Origin of the sequence: Microbacterium paludicola (assembly GCF_015235415.1) — a bacterium.
Lineage (GTDB): Bacteria > Actinomycetota > Actinomycetes > Actinomycetales > Microbacteriaceae > Microbacterium > Microbacterium paludicola.
This window is the reverse complement of record NZ_JADGLL010000047.1, coordinates 1-20186: the sequence shown is the minus strand read 5'-3', so window position 1 is coordinate 20186 and position 20186 is coordinate 1. Positions and strand designations below refer to the sequence as shown.

Annotated in this window: 16 protein-coding genes and 1 other RNA gene; 14 read left to right on the top strand and 3 right to left on the bottom strand. The window is 72.6% G+C overall.

Annotated elements, in window-relative coordinates; genetic code table 11:
• The 3 genes from IR155_RS13740 to IR155_RS13730 all read right to left on the bottom strand — a co-directional run.
• Positions 1 to 699 (bottom strand): transglutaminaseTgpA domain-containing protein (locus IR155_RS13740; RefSeq protein WP_228067242.1); only part of this gene is annotated, 699 nt, incomplete at its 3' end.
• Between the two features lie 6 nt (positions 700 to 705).
• Entirely contained in the window at positions 706 to 1962 is a 1257-nt protein-coding gene (locus IR155_RS13735; RefSeq protein WP_135115379.1) for a DUF58 domain-containing protein, read from the bottom strand.
• 13 nt (positions 1963 to 1975) lie between these two features.
• Positions 1976 to 2947, bottom strand: coding sequence for an AAA family ATPase (locus IR155_RS13730; protein WP_135115378.1), 972 nt, complete (start codon positions 2945 to 2947; stop codon positions 1976 to 1978).
• 133 nt (positions 2948 to 3080) lie between these two features.
• On the opposite strand from IR155_RS13730, the gene ffs reads away from it, so the two are divergent.
• The 14 genes from ffs to IR155_RS13660 all read left to right on the top strand — a co-directional run bounded on the left by ffs (position 3081) and on the right by IR155_RS13660 (position 20144).
• An RNA gene (gene ffs / locus IR155_RS13725) (signal recognition particle sRNA small type) lies at positions 3081 to 3177 on the top strand.
• 504 nt (positions 3178 to 3681) lie between these two features.
• Entirely contained in the window at positions 3682 to 5787 is a 2106-nt protein-coding gene (gene pta / locus IR155_RS13720) for a phosphate acetyltransferase (RefSeq protein WP_135115377.1), read from the top strand.
• Positions 5788 to 5902: 115 nt separating this feature from the next.
• Complete coding sequence (locus tag IR155_RS13715) at positions 5903 to 7126, top strand: acetate/propionate family kinase (RefSeq protein ID WP_135115376.1); 1224 nt, start codon at positions 5903 to 5905, stop codon at positions 7124 to 7126.
• 12 nt (positions 7127 to 7138) lie between these two features.
• A complete protein-coding gene (locus IR155_RS13710; RefSeq protein WP_135115375.1) occupies positions 7139 to 7579 on the top strand; it encodes a hypothetical protein in 441 nt (146 codons plus the stop codon).
• 108 nt (positions 7580 to 7687) lie between these two features.
• Positions 7688 to 8446, top strand: a complete 759-nt coding sequence (locus tag IR155_RS13705; protein WP_135115374.1) for an HAD family hydrolase — start codon at positions 7688 to 7690, stop codon at positions 8444 to 8446.
• A 76-nt stretch (positions 8447 to 8522) separates the two neighbouring features.
• A complete protein-coding gene (locus IR155_RS13700) occupies positions 8523 to 11075 on the top strand; it encodes a glycoside hydrolase family 65 protein (protein ID WP_135115373.1) in 2553 nt (850 codons plus the stop codon).
• Positions 11068 to 11895, top strand: a complete 828-nt coding sequence (locus IR155_RS13695; protein ID WP_135115372.1) for a sulfurtransferase — start codon at positions 11068 to 11070, stop codon at positions 11893 to 11895. Before IR155_RS13700 ends, IR155_RS13695 begins: the two co-directional genes overlap by 8 nt.
• A 141-nt stretch (positions 11896 to 12036) precedes the next feature.
• Complete coding sequence (locus IR155_RS13690; RefSeq protein ID WP_135115371.1) at positions 12037 to 12957, top strand: ABC transporter ATP-binding protein; 921 nt, start codon at positions 12037 to 12039, stop codon at positions 12955 to 12957.
• Positions 12954 to 13787, top strand: coding sequence for an ABC-2 transporter permease (locus tag IR155_RS13685; RefSeq protein WP_135115370.1), 834 nt, complete (start codon positions 12954 to 12956; stop codon positions 13785 to 13787). Before IR155_RS13690 ends, IR155_RS13685 begins: the two co-directional genes overlap by 4 nt.
• Positions 13730 to 15082, top strand: a complete 1353-nt coding sequence (locus IR155_RS13680) for a sensor histidine kinase (protein ID WP_457920468.1) — start codon at positions 13730 to 13732, stop codon at positions 15080 to 15082. The genes IR155_RS13685 and IR155_RS13680 overlap by 58 nt, the downstream gene beginning before the upstream one ends.
• On the top strand, positions 15079 to 15747 hold the full coding sequence (locus IR155_RS13675; RefSeq protein ID WP_135115368.1) for a response regulator: 669 nt from the start codon (positions 15079 to 15081) through the stop codon (positions 15745 to 15747). Before IR155_RS13680 ends, IR155_RS13675 begins: the two co-directional genes overlap by 4 nt.
• 51 nt (positions 15748 to 15798) lie before the next feature.
• The gene (locus IR155_RS13670; RefSeq protein ID WP_135115367.1) at positions 15799 to 18237 is read left to right on the top strand and encodes a DNA polymerase III subunit gamma and tau; all 2439 of its coding nucleotides are present in this window, start codon (positions 15799 to 15801) and stop codon (positions 18235 to 18237) included.
• A 14-nt stretch (positions 18238 to 18251) separates the two neighbouring features.
• Positions 18252 to 18845, top strand: a complete 594-nt coding sequence (gene recR / locus IR155_RS13665; RefSeq protein ID WP_135115366.1) for a recombination mediator RecR — start codon at positions 18252 to 18254, stop codon at positions 18843 to 18845.
• A gap of 354 nt (positions 18846 to 19199) precedes the next feature.
• Positions 19200 to 20144, top strand: a complete 945-nt coding sequence (locus IR155_RS13660; protein ID WP_233441214.1) for a DMT family transporter — start codon at positions 19200 to 19202, stop codon at positions 20142 to 20144.
• Positions 20145 to 20186 lie beyond the last annotated feature (42 nt).

Below are 20186 nucleotides of genomic sequence, written 5' to 3'. Positions count from 1 at the left end.
CGCCCACGTCGAGGCGACGGGGCCGGCCTCCATCCCGGGCCGGCGAGCGCGGATCTCGGCGCGGACGAGCCAGAGGATCGCCGCGATCAGGAACACGGCGGCGACGAAGTCGGGATCGCCCGGCACCGCGAGCTGCGGGATGGCGAACACCGTGATCAGCACCACGGCGGCAAGCAGCGGCAGGCGGACGTCGCGCACGACGTGCCCGATGCAGAAGGCGAGGAACCCGCCCGCCGCGATCAGCACGAACGCGAACTCGCGGCTGGGATCGATCGGGGCGACGCCCTCGACGACCTCCACCCCGACGAGGTCGAGCACCCGCGGCAGATCCCGGAGCAGGTCGAGGGTGGGAAGGAAGCCCAGCAGCGCGTCGTCGTGCCCGAGGGCCAGGGTCGCGCACACCGCCCACACCAGGAGCTCGCCCACCGCGGCGACGATGCCGGGAACGCCCATCCGGCGCAGCAGATAGCCCGCGAACAGCACAACCAGGATGGTCGCGACCGCGCCGGGCATCCATCCCGGCTCGACGAGCCGGCCGATCGGCAGCATCGCGGCGATCGTGGCGGCCGCGACGCCGAGCGTCAGCTCGAGATCGCCCCGCACGCCGCGGGGTGGCGTGCGACGCTCGTCGGGGCGGCCGGCCGGGCGCAGTCGCTGCAGCGACTCGCGCGTGGCGGGGGGAGCCTCAGCGACCGGCATGCGCGTTCACCCCTCGAACCGCGTGTCCTCATCGGGCCGCGTCGCCGTGAGCCACGCCGCCTCGACATCGCCCCCGAGCCGGGCCGCGTGCCATCCGGCGCGGGCCGCGCGGTCGAGGGCGTCGCCGCGCGGATCCCCCGCGAGCAGCACCGCGCGGGACGACTGCGCGGCGACCGGGCCGAGGCCCGCGAGGTCCTGGGCGTCGAGGCGACCGGTGATGAGGATGACCGGCGCCCCCGACCAGTTGCCGACCGCGGTCGAGAGGCGCGCGAGGGTGTCCTCCCCGCGCGGGGCGATCCCGGCGAAGGCGACGAGCAGGTCGGACATCTCCTCGTGCGACTCGACGAGGCCGATCACGGCGCCGTCGCTGTCCATCACGCTCACGGAATATCCGTCCCGCGCGAGGCTCCACGCCGCCGAGACGCACAGGGTGATCGCCGCCTCGAAGCCCTCGTCGGTGCCGTGCGGAGCGGCGGAGCCCCAGCGCTCGGCGCCGCGGCTGAACACGATGATGGCGCGCGGCGTCGTCTCCCGCTCCTCCTCGCGCACCATGAACGAGCCGTGGTGTGCCGACGCCCGCCAGTGGATGCGGCGCATCGAGTCGCCCGGCGCATACGGGCGCGGGATGAGGTTGTCCGCGCCCTGCCCGTGCCGGCCGGTGGTGAGCTGCGAGCTGCCGCTGGCGCCCGGCGACCCCGGCAGGGCGGCGAGCGGGATGACCGCGGGGACGATCGTCACGGCCGTGCGCATCCCGATTGTCGTGCGGCGGCGGGTGAGGCCGAACGGGTCGACCGCCGCGGTCTGCAGCGGCCCGATCGTGTGCCGCCCGCGACGCATGCCCATCACGGCATAAGACACATGCAGGATGCCGCGCCCGCCCGGCGGAAGCTCGCCGGTGGCGCCGTTCGGCGACGCCTCGGTCGCGATCGCGCGCACCGCGAAGTCGGGCAGGCCGTCGCGCCACGTGCCGCCGGGCACCGGCCGCGCCGACAGCAGCAGCCGCGCCTCGACCGTCGAGATGCCGCCGACGCTCGCCACGTCCGTCGTCAGCGAGCGGTCGACATCCGTCACCCGGCCCGCCAGACGCAGGCTCAGCCATCCGCCGGCCGTCAGCAGCAGCAGCGCGAGGCCGAAGACCGCGAGTTCCACCCGCCCGAGGCTCGACGCGGCGATCAGCAGGGCCACGCCCAGCGCCACCGCTCCCGCCCCGCGCAGGGTCAGCGGCGCGCCGCCGAGAGAGCGGGAGGACGAGGCGGGGGACATGTCCGGATCCGGATCAGCGCACCGCGAGCGGCACCCGGACGGACGCCGCGATCCGCCCGAGGATCTGCGGCACCGGATCGCCCGCGCGATGGGCGCCCGACGCCGAACGGGAGGCGATGAGCCGGTGCGCGAACACCGGCTCGAGCAGGTCGGTGACGTCGTCGGGGATGACGAACGAGCGTCCGTCGAGCGCCGCCCACACCTTCGCCGCCCGCACCAGCTGCAGCGTCGCGCGCGGGGACGCGCCGAGGCGCAGCTCGGGGTCCGAGCGGGTCGCCTGCGCCAGGGCGACCGCGTACTCCTCGATCGTCGGCGCGACGTGCACCGACCGGGCGAACCGGATCAGCGCCGACACGTCGTCGATCGTCACGACCGGACGAAGCGCCGCCAGCGGGTTCTGTGTGTCGCGCTGGCGCAGCATCAGCGCCTCGGCCTGCGCGTCGGGGTACCCCATCGAGATGCGGAGCATAAAGCGGTCGCGCTGCGCTTCGGGGAGCGGGTAGGTGCCCTCCATCTCGAGCGGGTTCTGCGTCGCGACCACGAGGAACGGATCCGGCAGCACGTGAGACGTGCCGTCGACCGTCACCTGCCGCTCCTCCATCGCCTCGAGCAGCGCCGACTGTGTCTTGGGGGAGGAGCGGTTGATCTCATCCGCGATCACGATGTTCGCGAACACCGCCCCCGGCGTGAAGCTGAACTCGCGCGTGCCCGGGTTGAACACGGACACGCCCGTCACGTCGCTCGGCAGCAGGTCGGGCGTGAACTGCACGCGCCGCACCCGCGCGTGGATCGACGCCGCCATCGCCCGCGCCAGCACCGTCTTCCCGACGCCCGGCACGTCCTCGATCAGCAGGTGCCCCTCGGCGAGCAGCGCGACGAGAGCCGACCGCACTGCCTGCGGCTTCCCGTCGATCACGGAGCTGACGGAACGGATGATGCCGTCCGTCGCCTCCTGGAAGCGCTCCGCGGTGATCGGCTCGGTCATCCTGCTCCTCGATCTCGGCGCATCCGCCGGATCGATCCCGTCGTCTCTGCGCGTCTTGGGTCCATCTTGCCCCGAGAAGAGCCGGTGCGTGCCCGCCCGATGTGCCGGATCGCCCCGCGTCGTCTAAACTGGACGAAGCTCTCCGCGTGGCGACATCCAGGCCAACTCCCCCAGGACGGAAACGTAGCAAGGGTAACCAGGCTCTGTCGGGTACGCGGAGAGTCTTTTTATTTAGGAGCGGCAGTTCTTTTCAGGAGCGGCTCGCACCGTTTTCTTCAGAAGCGGCTCGCACGCTCGCGACGACGCTCCGCGCCGGCACTCGCGAGCGAGGCACCGTCGCTGACGCTCCGCTGCGGCAGCGCTTCGCGCTGAGTTGGTCGCTTCGCTCCACGCTCACTTCGTTCGCACGGGGGCACAGGTGCGTTGCCCCAACCCCGGTTATCGAGCGAGCTTGCGAGTCGAGATGACGGCTCGCACGGGTGGGTCGCTTCGGGCCGGTCGCTTCGGCTCGCTGGCGCTCGCTCAGCAACCGGTGGGGTAAACGTGCGGCGTGTGCACCTTTGCGCCCCTTGTTGCGTGCGTTTGCCGCACCTCTGCGAGTACCGCACCCCGGTTATCGAGCGAGCTTGCGAGTCGAGATGACCGGCTCGCACGGACGGGCGGCTCCGCGGCGGTCGCTCAGCAACCGGGGGCGCCCCTGTCCCGGCCGCCCCGCGCGGACGTAGGCTGGCGGCGTGGCGAGGAGCATCTACATCACCTCCGCGGAGGGGCACTCCGGCAAGTCCACCATCGCGCTCGGGGTGCTCGACGCCCTCAGCCGGGTGACGCCGAAGGTGGGGGTGTTCCGGCCCATCGCGCGATCCACGGTCGAGCGCGACTACGTCCTCGAGCTGCTGCTCGGCCACGACGGCGTCGATCTCGACTACGACGAGTGCGTCGGCGTCACCTACGACGACGTGCGCGCGGATCCCGAGGCGGCCCTCGGCACGATCGTCGGCAGGTTCAAGGCCGTCGAGGCGCAGTGCGACGCGGTCGTCGTCGTCGGCACCGACTACACCGACGTCGGCAGCCCGGCCGAGCTCGCCTACAACGCGCGCATCGCCGCGAACCTCGGCACCCCGGTGCTGCTCGTGCTCGGCGGCCGCGCCCAGCAGGGGCAGGCCGAGCAGCTCGGCACCACCACCGCGCGCACGCCCGAGGAGATGGCGCAGCTCGCGCACCTCGCCCTTCCCGAGCTCGAGCGCGGCCGTGCCGAGCTCGCCGCGGTCGTTGTGAACCGCGCCGATCCGGATCAGCTCGCCGACACGACCTCGGCCGTCGCCGCGGCGGTGGGCGACGGCGTCCCCGTGTGGGAGCTTCCCGAGGACCGGATGCTCGTCGCGCCGTCGATGCAGGACATCCTGCGCGCGCTCGGCGGCACGCTGCTCAAGGGCGACGAGCAGCTGCTCACGCGCGAGGCGCTCGGCGTGGTGATCGCGGGCATGTCGATGGTCAACGTGCTGCCGCGGCTGAGCGAGGGGGCGGTGGTCGTGATCCCCGCCGACCGCACCGAGGTGCTCGTCGCGGCGCTGCTCGCGAACCAGTCGGGCACGTTCCCGAAGCTCACCGGCGTCGTCCTGAACGGCCCGTTCCCCGTGCCGGAGGACGTGCTGCGCCTGATCGACGGCCTCGGATCCACCCTCCCCATCGTGACCACGGATCTCGACACCTACGCGACGTCCGTCCGCGTGATGGGCGCGCGCGGGCGCGCATCCGGATCGGGTCGCCGCTTCGACACCGCGCTCGCCCTGTTCGAGCAGCACGTCGACACCGCCGAGCTCACGCGCGTGCTGGGCGTGGCCCAGGCGACCGTCGTGACGCCGCTGATGTTCGAGTACGGGCTGCTCGAGCGCGCCCGCGCCGACCGCCGCCACATCGTGCTGCCCGAGGGCGACGACGACCGCGTGCTGAGGGCCGCCGCCTCGCTGCTGACGCGCGGCGTCGCCGAGCTCACGATCCTCGGGGACCCCGACGCGATCGCCGCCCGGGCGACCGAGCTCGGGATCGACCTCTCCGACGCGCACCTGCTGAGCCCCTTCGACCCGCAGCTCGTCGAGCGCTTCGCGACCGAGTACGCGAAGCTGCGCGCCCACAAGGGCGTCACCTACGAGAAGGCGGCCGACACCATCACCGACGTGTCGTACTTCGGCACGATGATGGTGCACCTGGGGCTCGCCGACGGCATGGTGTCGGGAGCCGCGCACACGACCGCGCACACCATCCGGCCCGCGTTCGAGATCATCAAGACGAAGCCCGGGGTGTCGGTCGTCTCGAGCGTGTTCCTGATGGCCCTCGCCGACCGCGTGCTGGTCTACGGCGACTGCGCGGTGATCCCGGATCCGACGAGCGAGCAGCTCGCGGACATCGCGATCTCGTCGGCGGCGACGGCCGCGCAGTTCGGGGTCGAGCCGCGCGTGGCGATGCTGTCGTACTCCACCGGGGAGAGCGGATCGGGCGCCGACGTCGACAAGGTGCGCCTCGCGACCCAGCTCGCCCGGGAGCGCGCTCCCGAGCTGCCGATCGAGGGCCCGATCCAGTACGACGCCGCCGCCGACGCCGCGGTGGCGAAGGCGAAGCTGCCCGGATCCGCCGTGGCCGGCCGGGCGACGGTGTTCGTCTTCCCCGACCTCAACACGGGCAACAACACCTACAAGGCGGTGCAGCGCTCGGCCGGCGCGGTCGCCATCGGGCCGGTGCTGCAGGGCCTCAACAAGCCGATCAACGACCTCTCGCGCGGCGCACTCGTGAGCGACATCGTCAACACCGTCGCCATCACGGCGATCCAGGCCCAGCAGGCGTGAGGCGGCTCGTGAGTCCGGCCCGTTTCGACTCGCTCGTTCCTCGCTCGCTCAACGAACGATGGGCGGGACACCTCGCCTCGTCGGTGGAGCGTGCGAAGCGCGCAGAAGGAGAACAATGATCGTCCTCGTCGTCAACAGCGGGTCGTCGTCGTTCAAGTACCAGCTGCTCGACATGGCCCATGAGCGCGTGCTCGCGTCGGGGCTCGTCGAGCGGATCGGCGAGGACACCGGCGTCGCCACGCACACGGTGCGCTTCCACGCCGAGCCGGGGGAGCCGGCGCCGACGGTGCTCGACTCGACGCACCAGATCGAGCGGCCCATCCCGGACCACACGGCCGGCTTCGCGCTGATGCTCGACGCGTTCGCCGAGCACGGACCCTCGCTCGACGACAACCCGCCCGTGGCGGTCGGCCACCGCGTCGTCCACGGCGGGGCGCGCTTCTTCGAGGCGACGGTCATCACCGACCTCGTCGAGATCAACATCGACGAGCTGTCGGTGCTCGCGCCGCTGCACAACCCCGGCGCCCTGCAGGGAATCCGGGCCGCCCGCCGCGCCTTCGCGGACATCCCGCACGTCGCCGTGTTCGACACGGCGTTCCACCAGACGCTGCCCGCCGCGGCGTACACCTACGCGATCGACCGCGAGCTCGCCGAGCGGCACCGCATCCGGCGCTACGGCTTCCACGGCACGAGTCACTCGTACGTCAGCGCGAAGGCCGCCGAGTTCCTCGGCCGCGACCTCGCCGAGCTGAAGCAGATCGTCTTCCACCTCGGCAACGGCGCGTCGGTCACCGCGATCGACGGAGGCCGCTCGGTCGAGACGTCGATGGGCCTGACGCCGCTCGAGGGGCTCGTGATGGGCACTCGCTCGGGCGACCTGGATCCGGCCGTGCTTCTCCACCTCGCCCGCCGTGCGTCGATGTCGATCGACGACCTCGACCGGCTTCTCAACAAGAACAGCGGCATCCTCGGCCTTGCGGGAGTGACCGACATGCGCGACCTCGCGAGGCGGCGCGGGGCCGGCGACGAGGCGGCCCAGCTGGCGTTCGACGTGTACATCCATCGCCTCCGCGCCTACGCCGGGGCGTACATCGCGCAGCTCGGCGGCGTGGACGTGATCTCGTTCACCGCGGGCGTCGGCGAGAACGACGCCGCGATCCGCGCGGCCGCCCTCGAGACCCTCGGCTTCGCGGGCGTCGAGCTCGACCCCGAGCGCAACGACGCCCGCGAGCGCGGCGCTCGCCGCATCTCGACCGACGACTCGCGGGTCGCTGTGCTGGTCGTCCCCACGAACGAGGAGCTCGAGATCGCGCGCCAGACCCTGGCGTCAGCGAAGTAGGAGGCATCGGTCATGCTGCCCCTGGCCCTCGCACGCCGCCTCCGCGACGCCGGCGTGCTCTGGCAGCCCGAGCCCGGCGACCGCTTCACCATCGACCAGGAGTCGGTGGCGGGGGAGGTGTTCTGGATCAGCCATCTCACGATCGACATGCACGTGTTCCAGGGCCAGCCCGTGCTGGGCTTCAACGGCACGACCGAGTGGGCCCTCGACTCGGTCACTCTCGACAGCGCGCTGTGGCTGCCGCGGGAGGACCAGCTGCGCGAGATGCTCGGCGACCGGCTGCTCGCCCTCGAGGCCGAGGCCGAGGCCGAGTCCGAGCCCGAGTCCGACGCCAATGCCGGTGCCGAGGCCGGATGGGTCGTGCGCACCGTCGACGGCCGGTTCCGGCACGACGACGTGGAGGCCGCGTACGCGCTGGCGCTGCTCGCGTGGCTCGAGCGGGATGCTCCGTGACGCGGAGGATCCGCAACGCTGGGCCGACGTCGCGCACCCCGCCCGTGATACCTGCGAAACCCGGTGGCCACTACGCTGGGTCGCGTCGCCGAGCGATCTGGAGGACCCGTGTCCGATCTGCCTGATCTCACCCAGTACGACGCCGTGCTCTTCGACCTCGACGGTGTGATCACGCCCACCGCCGAGGTGCACATGCACGCCTGGCGGGCGATGTTCGAGACCCTGTTCTCCGACTGGGACATCCAGCCGCCGTACACCGACACCGACTACTTCGACCACCTCGACGGCAAGAAGCGGTACGACGGCGTCGCCGCCCTGCTGCGCAGCCGCGACGTCGAGGTGCCCTGGGGCGACCCGTCGGACGCACCCGAGGCCGACACCGTCTGCGGCATCGGCAACCGCAAGAACATCGTCTTCTCCCGCGTGCTGCGCGAGGAGGGCATCCAGGCGTACCCCGGCACGATGCGGCTGATCGACATCCTCGACGCGGCGGGCGTCCCGTCCGCCGTCGTGTCGAGCTCGAAGAACGCCGAGGACGTGCTCGCCGCCGCGGGCATCCGCGACCGCTTCCCCGTGGTGATGGACGGGATGGTCGCCGAGCGCCAGCACCTTCCCTCCAAGCCCGCGCCGGATGTGTTCCTCGTCGCGGCGCAGATGGCGGGGGTGGATCCGTCCCGCACCGCCGCCGTCGAGGACGCGATCTCCGGCGTCCGGTCGGCCGCCGCCGGGGGGTTCTCGCTCGTTGTGGGCGTCGACCGCGGCGCGGGTGCGCAGGCCCTCCGCGATGCCGGCGCGCACGTCGTCGTCTCGGATCTCGCCGAGTTCGCCGACGCACACGACAGCCGATCCGGTTCGGGCTCAGCCTGATCCGGCACCATCTCCTCAGCACGTTTTTCCCGCATCCCCGCGCCCGTCCCGCATCCCGTACCCCTGAAGGACCTCGATGATCGATCGCGAACGCTTCCCCGTCGACCCCTGGCGCCTCATCGAGACGCGCTATTCGGGGGAGGACGCGGGCGTGACCGAGACGATCTTCTCGGTCGGCAACGGATACCTCGGCTTCCGCGGAAACCACCCCGAGGGGCGCCACGCGCACGAGCACGGCACGTTCATCAACGGGTTCCACGAGACGTGGCCGATCCGCCACGCCGAGCAGGCATACGGCTTCGCCGAGATCGGCCAGACGATCATCAACGCGCCCGACTCGAAGGTCATGCGCGTGTACGTCGACGACGAGCCGCTGTCGCTGGACATCGCCGAGATCCGCGAGTACGAGCGCGTGCTCGACATGCGCGAGGGCGTCTACCGGCGCCGGCTGCTGTGGCGCACGCCCGCGGGCAAGGACGTGCTGATCGAGGACGACCGCGTCGTGTCGTTCGAGGAGCGCCACCTCGCCGTGATGCGGATGACCATCACCGTGCTCGACGACGACGCGCCGGTGACGATCAGCTCGCAGCTCGTGAACCGCCAGGACGGCGAGAACGTCTACGGCGGCACCCCGGCCGTGCTCGCCCAGAAGGCCGCGGCGCGCAGCGCGACGTTCGACCCCCGCAAGGCCGAGAAGATCGGCGAGCGGGTGCTGATGCCCCAGGAGTACTGGCAGGACGACCTCCGCTCGGCCCTGTCGTACAAGGTGACCGAGTCGGGGATGACGATCGCGGTCGGAAGCGACCACCGGATCGACACCGAGAACGACTACGACGTGCGGCACCTCGTCGACCCGGACATCGCCAAGCACGTCTTCCGGGTGCAGGCGAAGGCCGGCGTGCCGACCACCATCACCAAGGTCGTCAGCTACCACACGTCGCGCGGCGTCCCCGCGCGCGAGCTCGTCGACCGCTGCCGGCGCACGCTCGACCGCGTCGCCGTGATCGGGGTGGAGGAGATCCACCGCCGCCAGCGGGAGTGGATGGACGACTTCTGGAGCCGCGCCGACATCCGGATCAGCGGTCAGGACGGCCTGCAGCAGGCGACCCGGTGGTGCCTGTTCCAGCTGGCGCAGGCGGCCGCGCGCGCCGACGGCTTCGGGGTTCCCGCGAAGGGAGTGACCGGGTCGGGGTACTCGGGCCACTACTTCTGGGACACCGAGATCTACGTGCTGCCGTTCCTCGCGTACACGAACCCGCTCTGGGCGCGAAACGCCCTGCGGATGCGGACGATGATGCTCCCCGCCGCGCGCCGCCGGGCGGCGCAGCTGAACGAGGCCGGCGCCCTGTTCCCGTGGCGCACGATCAACGGCGAGGAGGCCTCCGCGTACTACGCGGCGGGCACCGCGCAGTACCACATCAACGCCGACGTCTCCTACGCGATCGTGAAGTACGTGCGCGCCACCGGCGACCGCGACTTCCTCGAGCGCGAGGGCGCCGACGTCCTCGTCGAGACCGCGCGCCTGTGGGCGACCCTCGGGTTCTGGCGCTCGTACGACGGCATCGAGTCGTTCCACATCCACGGCGTCACCGGCCCGGACGAGTACACCACCGTGGTCAACGACAACCTCTTCACGAACGTGATGGCGCGCTTCAACCTGCGCGCGGCGGCGCGCGTGGTGCGCGACATGGCCGAGGGGAACCCCGGCGCGTTCCGGCGCCTGTCCGACCGGGTCTCGCTCGACGCCTCCGAGCCCGAGGCCTGGGAACGCGCGGCCGATGCGATGCACATCCCGTACAGCGAGAGCTTCGGCATCCACCCGCAGGACTCGCTGTTCCTCGAGCGCGAGGTCTGGGATCTCGAGCACACGCCGGATGACCAGCGCCCCCTTCTGCTTCACTTCCACCCGCTCGTCATCTACCGCTTCCAGGTGCTGAAGCAGGCGGATGTCGTGCTCGCGCTGTTCCTGCAGGGGAACCACTTCACGGCGGAGGAGAAGCGCGCCGACTTCGACTACTACGACCCGCTGACCACGGGCGACTCGACCCTGTCGGCCGTCGTGCAGTCGATCCTGGCGGCCGAGGTCGGGTACCAGGACCTTGCGCACGACTACTTCGAGGAGGCGCTGTTCGTCGACCTCGGCGACCTCCACCACAACGCGGCGGACGGCGTCCACGTCGCCTCGGCGGGCGGCGTGTGGACCGCCCTGGTGTCGGGCTTCGGCGGCATGCGCGACCACCTCGGCGAGCTCACGTTCGATCCGCGCCTGCCCGAGGAGTGGCCCGAGCTCGCGTACACGCTGCAGTGGCAGGGCCGCGCCCTCGACGTGGTGCTGCGTCGCGACGAGATGCGGGTGAGCGTCCGGCCCGGTGAGGCAGGGGACGACGCGGCCGCGCCGGTGCCCTTCGAGGTGCGCGGGAAGGCCTACATCGCGACCGTCGAGCAGCCCGCCGTCGTCCCGCTCGCCGACCAGGGCCCGGTGCTGCCCGGCCGCCCGACGCTGAAGCCCTTCTCGGAGATGCGGCGCGACGACGGCACGATGCTCGAGCCGACAGTGCCCACGACGGCGTCCATCCCGGTGACCACGTCGATCCCGGTCATCCACGACGGTCATCCCGCGCATGACTGATCCGCTGATCTCGGCCGACGAGCTCGCCGCGCGGCTGGGCGAGGTCACGCTGCTCGACGTGCGGTGGACCCTGCAGGATCCGGATGGCGGCCGTCCCGACTACCTCGCGGGGCACATCCCGGGCGCCGTGTTCGTGGATCTCCACCACGAGCTGGCGGATCCGTCCCGGCCCGCGACCGAGGGGCGGCATCCGCTGCCGTCCATCGAGGCGCTGCAGCGCTCCGTGCGCGCGTGGGGAGTGGCGACCGGGCGCCCCGTCGTCGTCTACGACGCGACGTCGGGGATGGCCGCGGCGCGCGCCTGGTGGCTGCTGCGGCACGCCGGCGTGCACGACGTGCGGGTGCTCGACGGCGGGCTCGCGGCGTGGAGCGGGCCGCTCGAGACGGGCGAGGTGGAGGCCGAGCCCGGCGACATCGAGCTGCGATACGGCTCACTGCCGGTGTTGACCGCCGACGACGCCGCGGCGTTCCCGCGCATCGGCACGCTGCTCGATGCCCGCGCGGGGGAGCGCTACCGCGGCGAGGTCGAGCCGATCGACCCGCGCGCCGGGCACATCCCCGGCGCCGTGTCGGCCCCGACCACCGGCAACATCGACGCGCGGGGAGGGTTCCTCGAGCCCGGATCGATCCGCGCGCGATTCCAGGAGCTGGGCGTCGACCTGAGTGCGCCGGTCGCCGTGTACTGCGGCTCGGGCGTCACCGCCGCGCACACCCTGCTCGCGCTCGCCGCGGCCGGCGTGGACGGGGCGCTGTACCCGGGCTCGTGGAGCCAGTGGTCGAACCTGGAGGACCGCCCGGTCGCCACCGGTCCGCAGCCGTAGGCCCCCCAGTGCGTGGGTGGTACCACGGTGCCACCGGATCGGCGCAGGTCGCGACCGCGGGCGGACGCGCCGGAGACCGCCCCTTTCCTAGCGTGGAGGCACGCCGCCACGAGGCGACGTCCACCTAGGAAGGAGCACCCCGTGATCGAAGCGCAGGGACTCACCAAGCGCTACGGCGCGAAGACGGCCGTCGACGGCATCGCGTTCGTCGTGCAGCCGGGAAAGGTCACCGGATTCCTCGGCCCCAACGGGGCGGGGAAGTCGACGACGATGCGGATGATCGTCGGCCTCGATGCGCCCACCAGCGGCCGCGTCACGGTCGGCGGATCCGACTACCGCGGCAAGCCGGCGCCGCTGCGCGAGGTCGGCGTGCTGCTGGAGGCGAAGGCCGTGCACACCGGCCGCACCGCCCGCAACCACCTGCGCGCGCTCGCCGCGACGCACGGCATCCCCGCCTCCCGCGTGGACGAGGTCATCGGGCTCGCTGGCCTCGAGGCGGTCGCGTCGAAGCGCGTCGGCGGCTTCTCGCTGGGAATGGGGCAGCGTCTCGGCATCGCGGCGGCACTGCTCGGCGACCCGCAGGTCGTGATCCTCGACGAGCCCGTCAACGGACTCGACCCCGAGGGCGTGCGGTGGATGCGGCTGCTGATGCGGCGTCTGGCCGCAGAGGGGCGCACGGTGCTGCTCTCGTCGCACCTGATGAGCGAGATGTCGCAGACGGCCGACCACCTGATCGTGCTCGGGCGCGGCCGTGTGCTCGCCGACGCCCCCGTCGACGAGGTGATCGCCCGCGCGCCCGGCTCGTCCGTGCGCGTGCGCGCCCCCGACCTGCCTCGCCTCGCCGCGGTGCTCGGGCGTCTCGACGTGACGCTCACCCCGCTCGAGGACGGCGCCGTGCAGATCTCGGGCACGGTCCGCGAGCGCATCGGCGAGGCGGCCGCGGCCGCGGGCGTCGTGCTGCACGAGCTCACGACCGTCATGGGATCGCTCGAAGACGCCTATCTCGACCTCACCCACGACGAGGTCGAGTACCGTGCCGAGATGGAGGAGGTCGTCCGATGACCGCGCTCACCGCCCCGCGTCCGGCCCTCGCCGGCGTCCGCATCACGTTCCCCCGGGTTGTGCGATCCGAGTGGATCAAGCTCACGAGCCTGCGCTCGACGGCCTGGTCGCTGGCGCTCATCCTGCTGATCGGCGTCGGCTTCGCCGCGATCCTCGCCGCCACGATCGACATGGTGGACGGCGTTCCCGACGACGGCGCGAGCGCGCAGACGGTGACGCTGTCCGTGATCACGATCGGCTTCACCATGGGCCAGCTCGTCGCGGCCGTGCTGGGTGCGCTCAGCCTCGGCGGGGAGTACGCCACCGGCATGGTGCGATCGACGTTCGCCGCCGTGCCGCGCCGCCTTCCCGTGCTGTGGGCGAAGGCCGTCGTGCTGTTCGCCACGGTGACGGTCGTCGGCGCCCTGACCGCGTTCGCCAGCTGGGCCGCCACGTACGGAATGCTCGATGCCAAGGGACTCGCCTCGCCGCTGGACGGCGAACTCGCCCTGGCGCTGGTCGGCGGCTCGGTCTACCTCGGCCTCGTCGCCGTCTTCGCGCTGGGCGTCGCGGCGGCCGTGCGCTCATCCGCCGGATCGATCGCGTTCGCGCTCGGCATCCTGCTCGTGCTTCCCACGCTCGTGATGGTGCTGGGCTCGGCCGTGGAGTGGGTCGCCGACGTGCAGCCGTACCTGCTGCCCAACGCGGGCGACGACATGTTCAGCATCGCCCCGGCCGGCGGCGTCGAGGAGGGAAGCCTCGCCCTGCCGGTCGCGGCCCTCGTGGCCACGGCGTGGACGGCCGCCTCGCTCGCCGTCGGCGCCCTCGTGCTGCGCGGGAGGGACGTCTGAGCGCCTCCTCGCCCCGGCCGCCCGGTCCCGCCTCCGCGGGGCCGGGCTCCGGCGCGCTCCCGGGCGACCTTGCGCTGCCGTCGCCGCCGGGGTCCATCCGGCGTTACCTGCAGGCCCACCCGTGGGTGACGGATGGGCTCGTCGCGGGCGTGTACCTGCTCATCACCGCCGCGAGCGTCGCGGCCTATCTCCTGCCCGAGCCGCGTCCGGAACTGCCGCCCGTCTGGGTGGTCATCGCGCTGGGGATCGCGGGCGGGGTCGTCGTGCTGCTGCGGCGCCGGTTCGTGTGGCCGGCGTTCTTCGGAGCGACGGTCCTGCTGCTCGTGTCGTTCCCCATCGACTCGCCGCTGCAGCCCGCGGCCGTGCTGATCTCGGTGTACGCGCTGGGGGTGTACAGGTCGTCGCGCGCGGCCTGGCTCGGCTTCGGGATCGCCTCCGCCGCCGGCATGCTCGACGCGCTCCTGAAGGCGCTGATCCACGGGCGAGGAGCGGAGGCCGCTGCCGACGGAGGCCCGCTCGTGCTGTGGCTGAACATCGCGGTGCCGTTCGTGGTGATCCTGCTGATCGCGACGCTGCTGGGCACGAACGTCGGCGGGCGCAAGCGCTACGTCGCGGCCATCCTGGATCGCGCGGCGCAGCTGGGGCGCGAGCGCGACCAGCAGGCGGAGATCGCCTCGGCCCGCGAGCGCGAGCGGATCGCGCGCGAGATGCACGACGTGATCGCGCACAGCCTATCGGTCATGATCGCGCTCGCCGAGGGCGCCGCGGCGACGCCGGATCAGGCCCGCTCGCGCGACGCGATCGGGGCCGTGGCCGAGACCGGCCGCCGCACGCTGGGCGAGGTGCGCAGGCTGCTGGCGATCGTGCGGTCCGACGGCGGATCCGCCGGACGATCCGACGTGCGCGCGCCGCAGCCCCAGGCCGACGACCTTCCCGCGCTGGTCGCCGAGTTCGCCCGGGCGGGCCTTCCGGTGACGCTGACCGTGTCGGGCGCGCCGCGCGCCGATGCGGCCCTGGGGCTGACCGTGTACCGGATCGTGCAGGAGTCGCTCACGAACGCGCTGCGCCACGCCCGCGGAGTCACCCGCGTCGACGTCCGCGTCGAATGGCGCGAGGACGCCGTCTCGATCCTCGTCGAGGACGACGGGCTCGCGGTCGCCGTGTCCGAGGGCGGGCGCGGGCTGCTCGGGATGCGCGAGCGTGCCGCGCTGTACGGCGGCACGGCCGAGATCGGCCCCCGCGAGCCGCGAGGATGGCGCGTGAGCGTGCTGCTGCGAGAGGGAGAGGCATCGTGACGGATGCGGTGAGGGTGCTGCTGGTGGACGACCAGCACCTGGTGCGGATGGGGTTCCGCATGGTGCTCGAGGCCGAGCCCGGCATCGAGGTCGTCGGCGAGGCCGGCGACGGCGCCCAGGCGCTCGAGCTCGTAACCCGGCTGGTTCCCGACGTCGTGCTGATGGACGTCCGGATGCCCGGGGTGGACGGCATCGAGGCGACCGAGCGGATCACCACGCGCCTTCCCGGAACGCGCGTGCTCGTGCTGACGACCTACGACCTCGACGAATACGCGTTCGGCGCCCTGCGCGCCGGAGCCAGCGGGTTCCTGCTGAAGGACACGCGCCCCGCCGAGCTGCTGAGCGCGATCCGCTCGGTCGTGAACGGCGACGCGGTCGTGGCGCCCCGCATCACGGCGAAGCTCATCGAGTACGCGGCCCCGCACCTCGCCGCCGACCGCAGCGCCGAGGCCGACGAGGCCCTGCAGGCCCTCACCGCCCGCGAGCGCGACGTGTTCCGCCTGATGGCCGAGGGCGCCACCAACTCGGAGGTCGCTGCGGCCCTCTTCCTGAGCGAGTCGACGGTGAAGACGCACGTCGGCCGGATCCTGCTCAAGCTCGGCCTGCGCGACCGCGTGCAGGCGGTGATCCTGGCGTACCGGCTGGGCGTCGTGCGCCCGGAGTGAGCCTGAGGATCCTGCCGCGTCTATGTCGGCGGGCTCCCGTAGGCTGATCGGGTGACCACCGCCCTGTATCGCCGCTACCGGCCCGAGACCTTCGGGGAGATGATCGGGCAGTCTCAGGTCACCGAGCCGCTGATGACCGCGCTGCGGGGTGACCGCATCGGGCACGCCTACCTGTTCTCGGGTCCGCGCGGCTGCGGCAAGACGACCTCGGCCCGCATCCTCGCGCGCTGCCTGAACTGCGCCGAGGGGCCCACCGACACCCCGTGCGGCACCTGCGACAGCTGCGTCGAGCTCTCGCGCGCGGGCGGCGGATCGCTCGACGTGGTCGAGATCGACGCGGCGAGCCACAACGGCGTCGACGACGCGCGCGATCTGCGCGAGCGCGCGGTGTTCGCCCCCGCCCGCGACCGGTTCAAGATCTTCATCCTCGACGAGGCGCACATGGTGACGCCGCAGGGCTTCAACGCGCTGCTGAAGCTCGTCGAGGAGCCCCCCGCGCACGTCAAGTTCATCTTCGCGACGACCGAGCCCGACAAGGTCATCGGCACCATCCGCTCGCGCACGCACCACTACCCGTTCCGCCTCGTGCCGCCCGCCGCGATGCTCGACTATGTCCAGTCGCTGTGCGAGCAGGAGGGAGTGAACGTCGAGACCGGCGTGCTTCCCCTGGTCGTTCGCGCGGGCGGCGGATCGCCGCGTGACACGCTCTCGATCCTCGATCAGCTGATCGCCGGATCCGACGGCGATCACGTCGCCTACGAACGCGCGGTCGCGCTGCTCGGCTACACGCACGGCGAGCTGCTCGACGGCGTCATCGACGCGTTCGCGTCGGGGGATGCCGCGGCCGCGTTCGGGGCCGTGGACCGCGTTGTGCAGACGGGGCAGGATCCGCGCCGCTTCGTCGACGACCTGCTCGAGCGCCTGCGCGACCTCATCGTGATCGCCGCGACCGGGCACGGCGCCTCGGCCGTGCTGCGGGGGATCCCGTCCGACGAGCTGGAGCGCATGGCCGGTCAGGCGCAGCGACTCGGCGCCGAGCGGCTGTCGAAGACCGCCGACATCGTCAGCGCCGCGCTCGACTCGATGTCGGGGGCGACGTCGCCGCGCCTGCAGCTCGAGCTGATGATCGCCCGCGTGCTCGCCGGGGCGCTCGCTCCCGCTGCCGCCGCGACCCCCGGCGCCGCACCGCTGCCGGGCGCCGTGCCCGCCGCGGCTCCGGCCCCGGCGGCCGCGCCCGCGGCTCCCGCTGCTGCACCGGCCGCTGCGCCGGCGCCTGCTTCGGCGGCTCCCGCTGCTGCACCGGCGCCTGCTTCGGCGGCTCCCGCTGCTGCTCCTGCTCCGGCGGCCCCCGCTCCCGAGCCCGCACGTCCCGCCGCCGCTGCGACGGAGATTCCGGCTTCGACGGAGCGAACCCCCGCCCCGGCTCCGGCGAACACGACATCTCCGGCGAACGGGGACGCCGTTCCCGCCGCCGGATGGGCCACCGTCGCACCCGGCACGGCGCCCGCCGCCACGCCCGAGCCCGCGGCGGAGCCCTCGCCGCCGGTGCCCGCCGGGCCTCTCACGCTCGACGGCATCACTGCAGCCTGGGGCTCCGTGCTCGAGCGCCTGCAGGGGATCAGCCGCACAAGCTGGCTCGTCGTCTCCGGCGCCCGCGTCGTCGACGTGAAGCCCGACGACGTGCTCGTGCTCGGCTTCCCGAACGAGGGCGACCTCGGCAAGTTCAAGACGCGCACCCCGCAGGGCGGGATCAGCGAAGACCTGCGCACCGCGATCCTCGCCGTGCTCGGCGTTCGCGTGAAGTACCTGGCACGCCTCGACACCGCGGGCCGGGAGAGCGGCCCGCGCGAGCAGAGCGGCGGACGCCCCGCGGCCGAGCCGTCGTCCGACCCCGACCCGGCCCGATCCGCCGCGCCCTCGGCGACCGCCCCGCAGGCGCGGCCGTACGACGACCTGCCGCCCGAGCCGGACTATCCCGACGACCCGTACGCGGGCGAGCCGTATCCGGATGAGGACGCGTACGCCCCGGCTCCCCGCGCCGCCGCCCCTGCGGCACCGCCGCGCCCCGAGCCCGCTCGTCCCGCCGTGCGCGACGAGCAGCCGCGCCGCGAGCCGGTCTCCGCCCCGGCGACCTATGCCGCCGCGCCTGTCACCGACTGGGCCGTCGCGCCCATCCCGAACTCCGACGCGTCGCCCGCGCTCGCGGTGGACGACGATCCGGAAGAGGCCGCGGTGCCCGTGTCCGCACGCGTCGCGACGCTCGAGCGCGAGGGCGAGGTCATCCCGACCGAGGTGCCCGTCGACGCCGAGGAAGAGGAGCCCGAGGCCCCGTCGACGCCGCCGGTCATCCAGACCCCGACGGTGACTGTGCAGCGCCGCGTCGTGCAGACCGACGGCGTGCAGCGGTACGGCGAGGCGGTCGTGCGGCAGATCCTCGAGGCGCGGTTCCTGCACGAGGAGCCCTACGAGCCGCCCACGCGGTTCCAGTGAAAGTGACCCCCTGAATGTATGACGGCATCGTCCAGGAGCTGATCGACGAGCTCGGTCGCCTTCCCGGCATCGGCCCCAAGTCGGCTCAGCGCATCGCGTTCCACATCCTGCAGACGCCGACGTTCGACGTGTCCCGGCTGTCCGAGCTGCTGCGCGAGGTGCGCGAGCGGGTGAAGTTCTGCGAGATCTGCGGCAACGTCTCCGAGCAGGACACGTGCGCCATCTGCCGCGACCCACGCCGCAACCCCGCGCTGATCTGCGTCGTGGAGGACGCGAAGGATGTCGCCGCGATCGAGCGCACGCGGGAGTTCCGCGGGCTGTACCACGTGCTCGGCGGAGCGATCAGCCCCATCGCCGGGGTCGGTCCGGATGATCTCCGCATCCAGCAGCTGATGTCGCGTCTCGCGGACGGCACGGTGCAGGAGGTCATCCTCGCCACCAACCCGAACCTCGAGGGCGAGGCGACGGCCACCTACCTGAGCCGCCTTCTCACCTCGCTGCAGATCACGGTGTCGCGTCTCGCCTCGGGCCTGCCCGTCGGCGGCGACCTCGAGTACGCCGACGAGGTCACGCTCGGCCGCGCCTTCGAGGGCCGCCGCACGATCTAATCGCTCGCTTCGCTCGCGCATCCCACGCGCTTGGGCACCCGCTGATCGCTTCGGCTCGCAAGCTCGCTCAGCAACCGTCGGGCCCGGTTATCGAGCGAGCGGAGGGGAGTCGAGATGACGGCTCGCATTCGGGTGCGGCTTCGGTGCGGTCGCTTCGGCTCCGCGAGACTCTGGTCACGGCTTGTGCCCTCGTGCGAGCGAAGTGAGCGTGCCCCGGATGGGGCCAACCAGCGCGCCCGGACGGAGCGCCAGCGACGTCCATCGGGATCGAGCGCCGGCGCGAAGCGTCGGCCGAGCGATCGATCCACGGGCGGCCAAAGAAGCGATGTCGGGGGCCCGTGCGATGATCGGCGCGTGCCATCGTCTCGCTTCACCACCCGGGGATGGGTGCTCTTCGCCATCATGGCGATCCTGTGGGGAGTCCCGTATCTCTTCATCCGCGAGGCGGTCGAGTCGTTCTCGCCCGCCGCGGTCGTCGCGGTGCGCACCGGCGGGGCCGCGCTCCTTCTGCTGCCCTTCGCGCTGCGCCAGGGGGCGCTGAAGCCGGCGCTGCGCAAGTGGCCGTGGGTGCTCGCCTTCGCGGCGATCGAGATGGCCGGGCCGTTCGTGCTGCTGGCGCACGCCGAGCAGACGATCCCCTCCGGTCTCACGGGTCTGCTCGTGGCGACCGTGCCGCTGTTCGCCACGGTGATCGCGGTGATCCGCGGCGACAGGGGAGCGCTGCGGCCGCTGCGCACGATCGGCCTCGTGCTCGGCTTCGCCGGCGTCGCGATCGTCGGCCTCGGCAGCTCGGGCGGCGCGGGCGCCGACCTCCTCGCCATGGGAGAGGTGCTGCTCGTCGCCGTCCTGTATGCGATCGCGCCGTTCATCGTGGCGAGCAAGCTGAACGAGGTCCCCTCTCTCGGCACGATCACGCTCGCTCTCGGCGCCGTCGGGCTCGGCTACGCGCCGATCGCGCTGCTGACGAGCCCGCAGCCGCCCGCGGCGAACAGCGTCATCTCCCTGGCGCTGCTGACCGTGCTCTGCACCGCCGTGGCGTTCATCGTGTTCTTCGCCCTGATCGGCGAGGTCGGCCCCGTGCGCGCGCCGATGTTCACCTACATGAACCCCGTGGTCGCCGTCGCGCTGGGAGCGCTCATCCTGAGCGAGCCGCTGACTCCCGCCCTGCTGCTCGGCTTCCCGGTCGTGATCGTCGGCTGCCTGCTGGCGGCGGGCGGCCTGCCGATCGGCGACAGGAAGCGCGCGGATGTGCCGATCCTGTCCGAACCGGATCCCGCGACCCCGCGTAACGGCCGCTGACCGCCGCGGCGACTCAGAACGAGCTGCCGCCGCCGTCCCCGC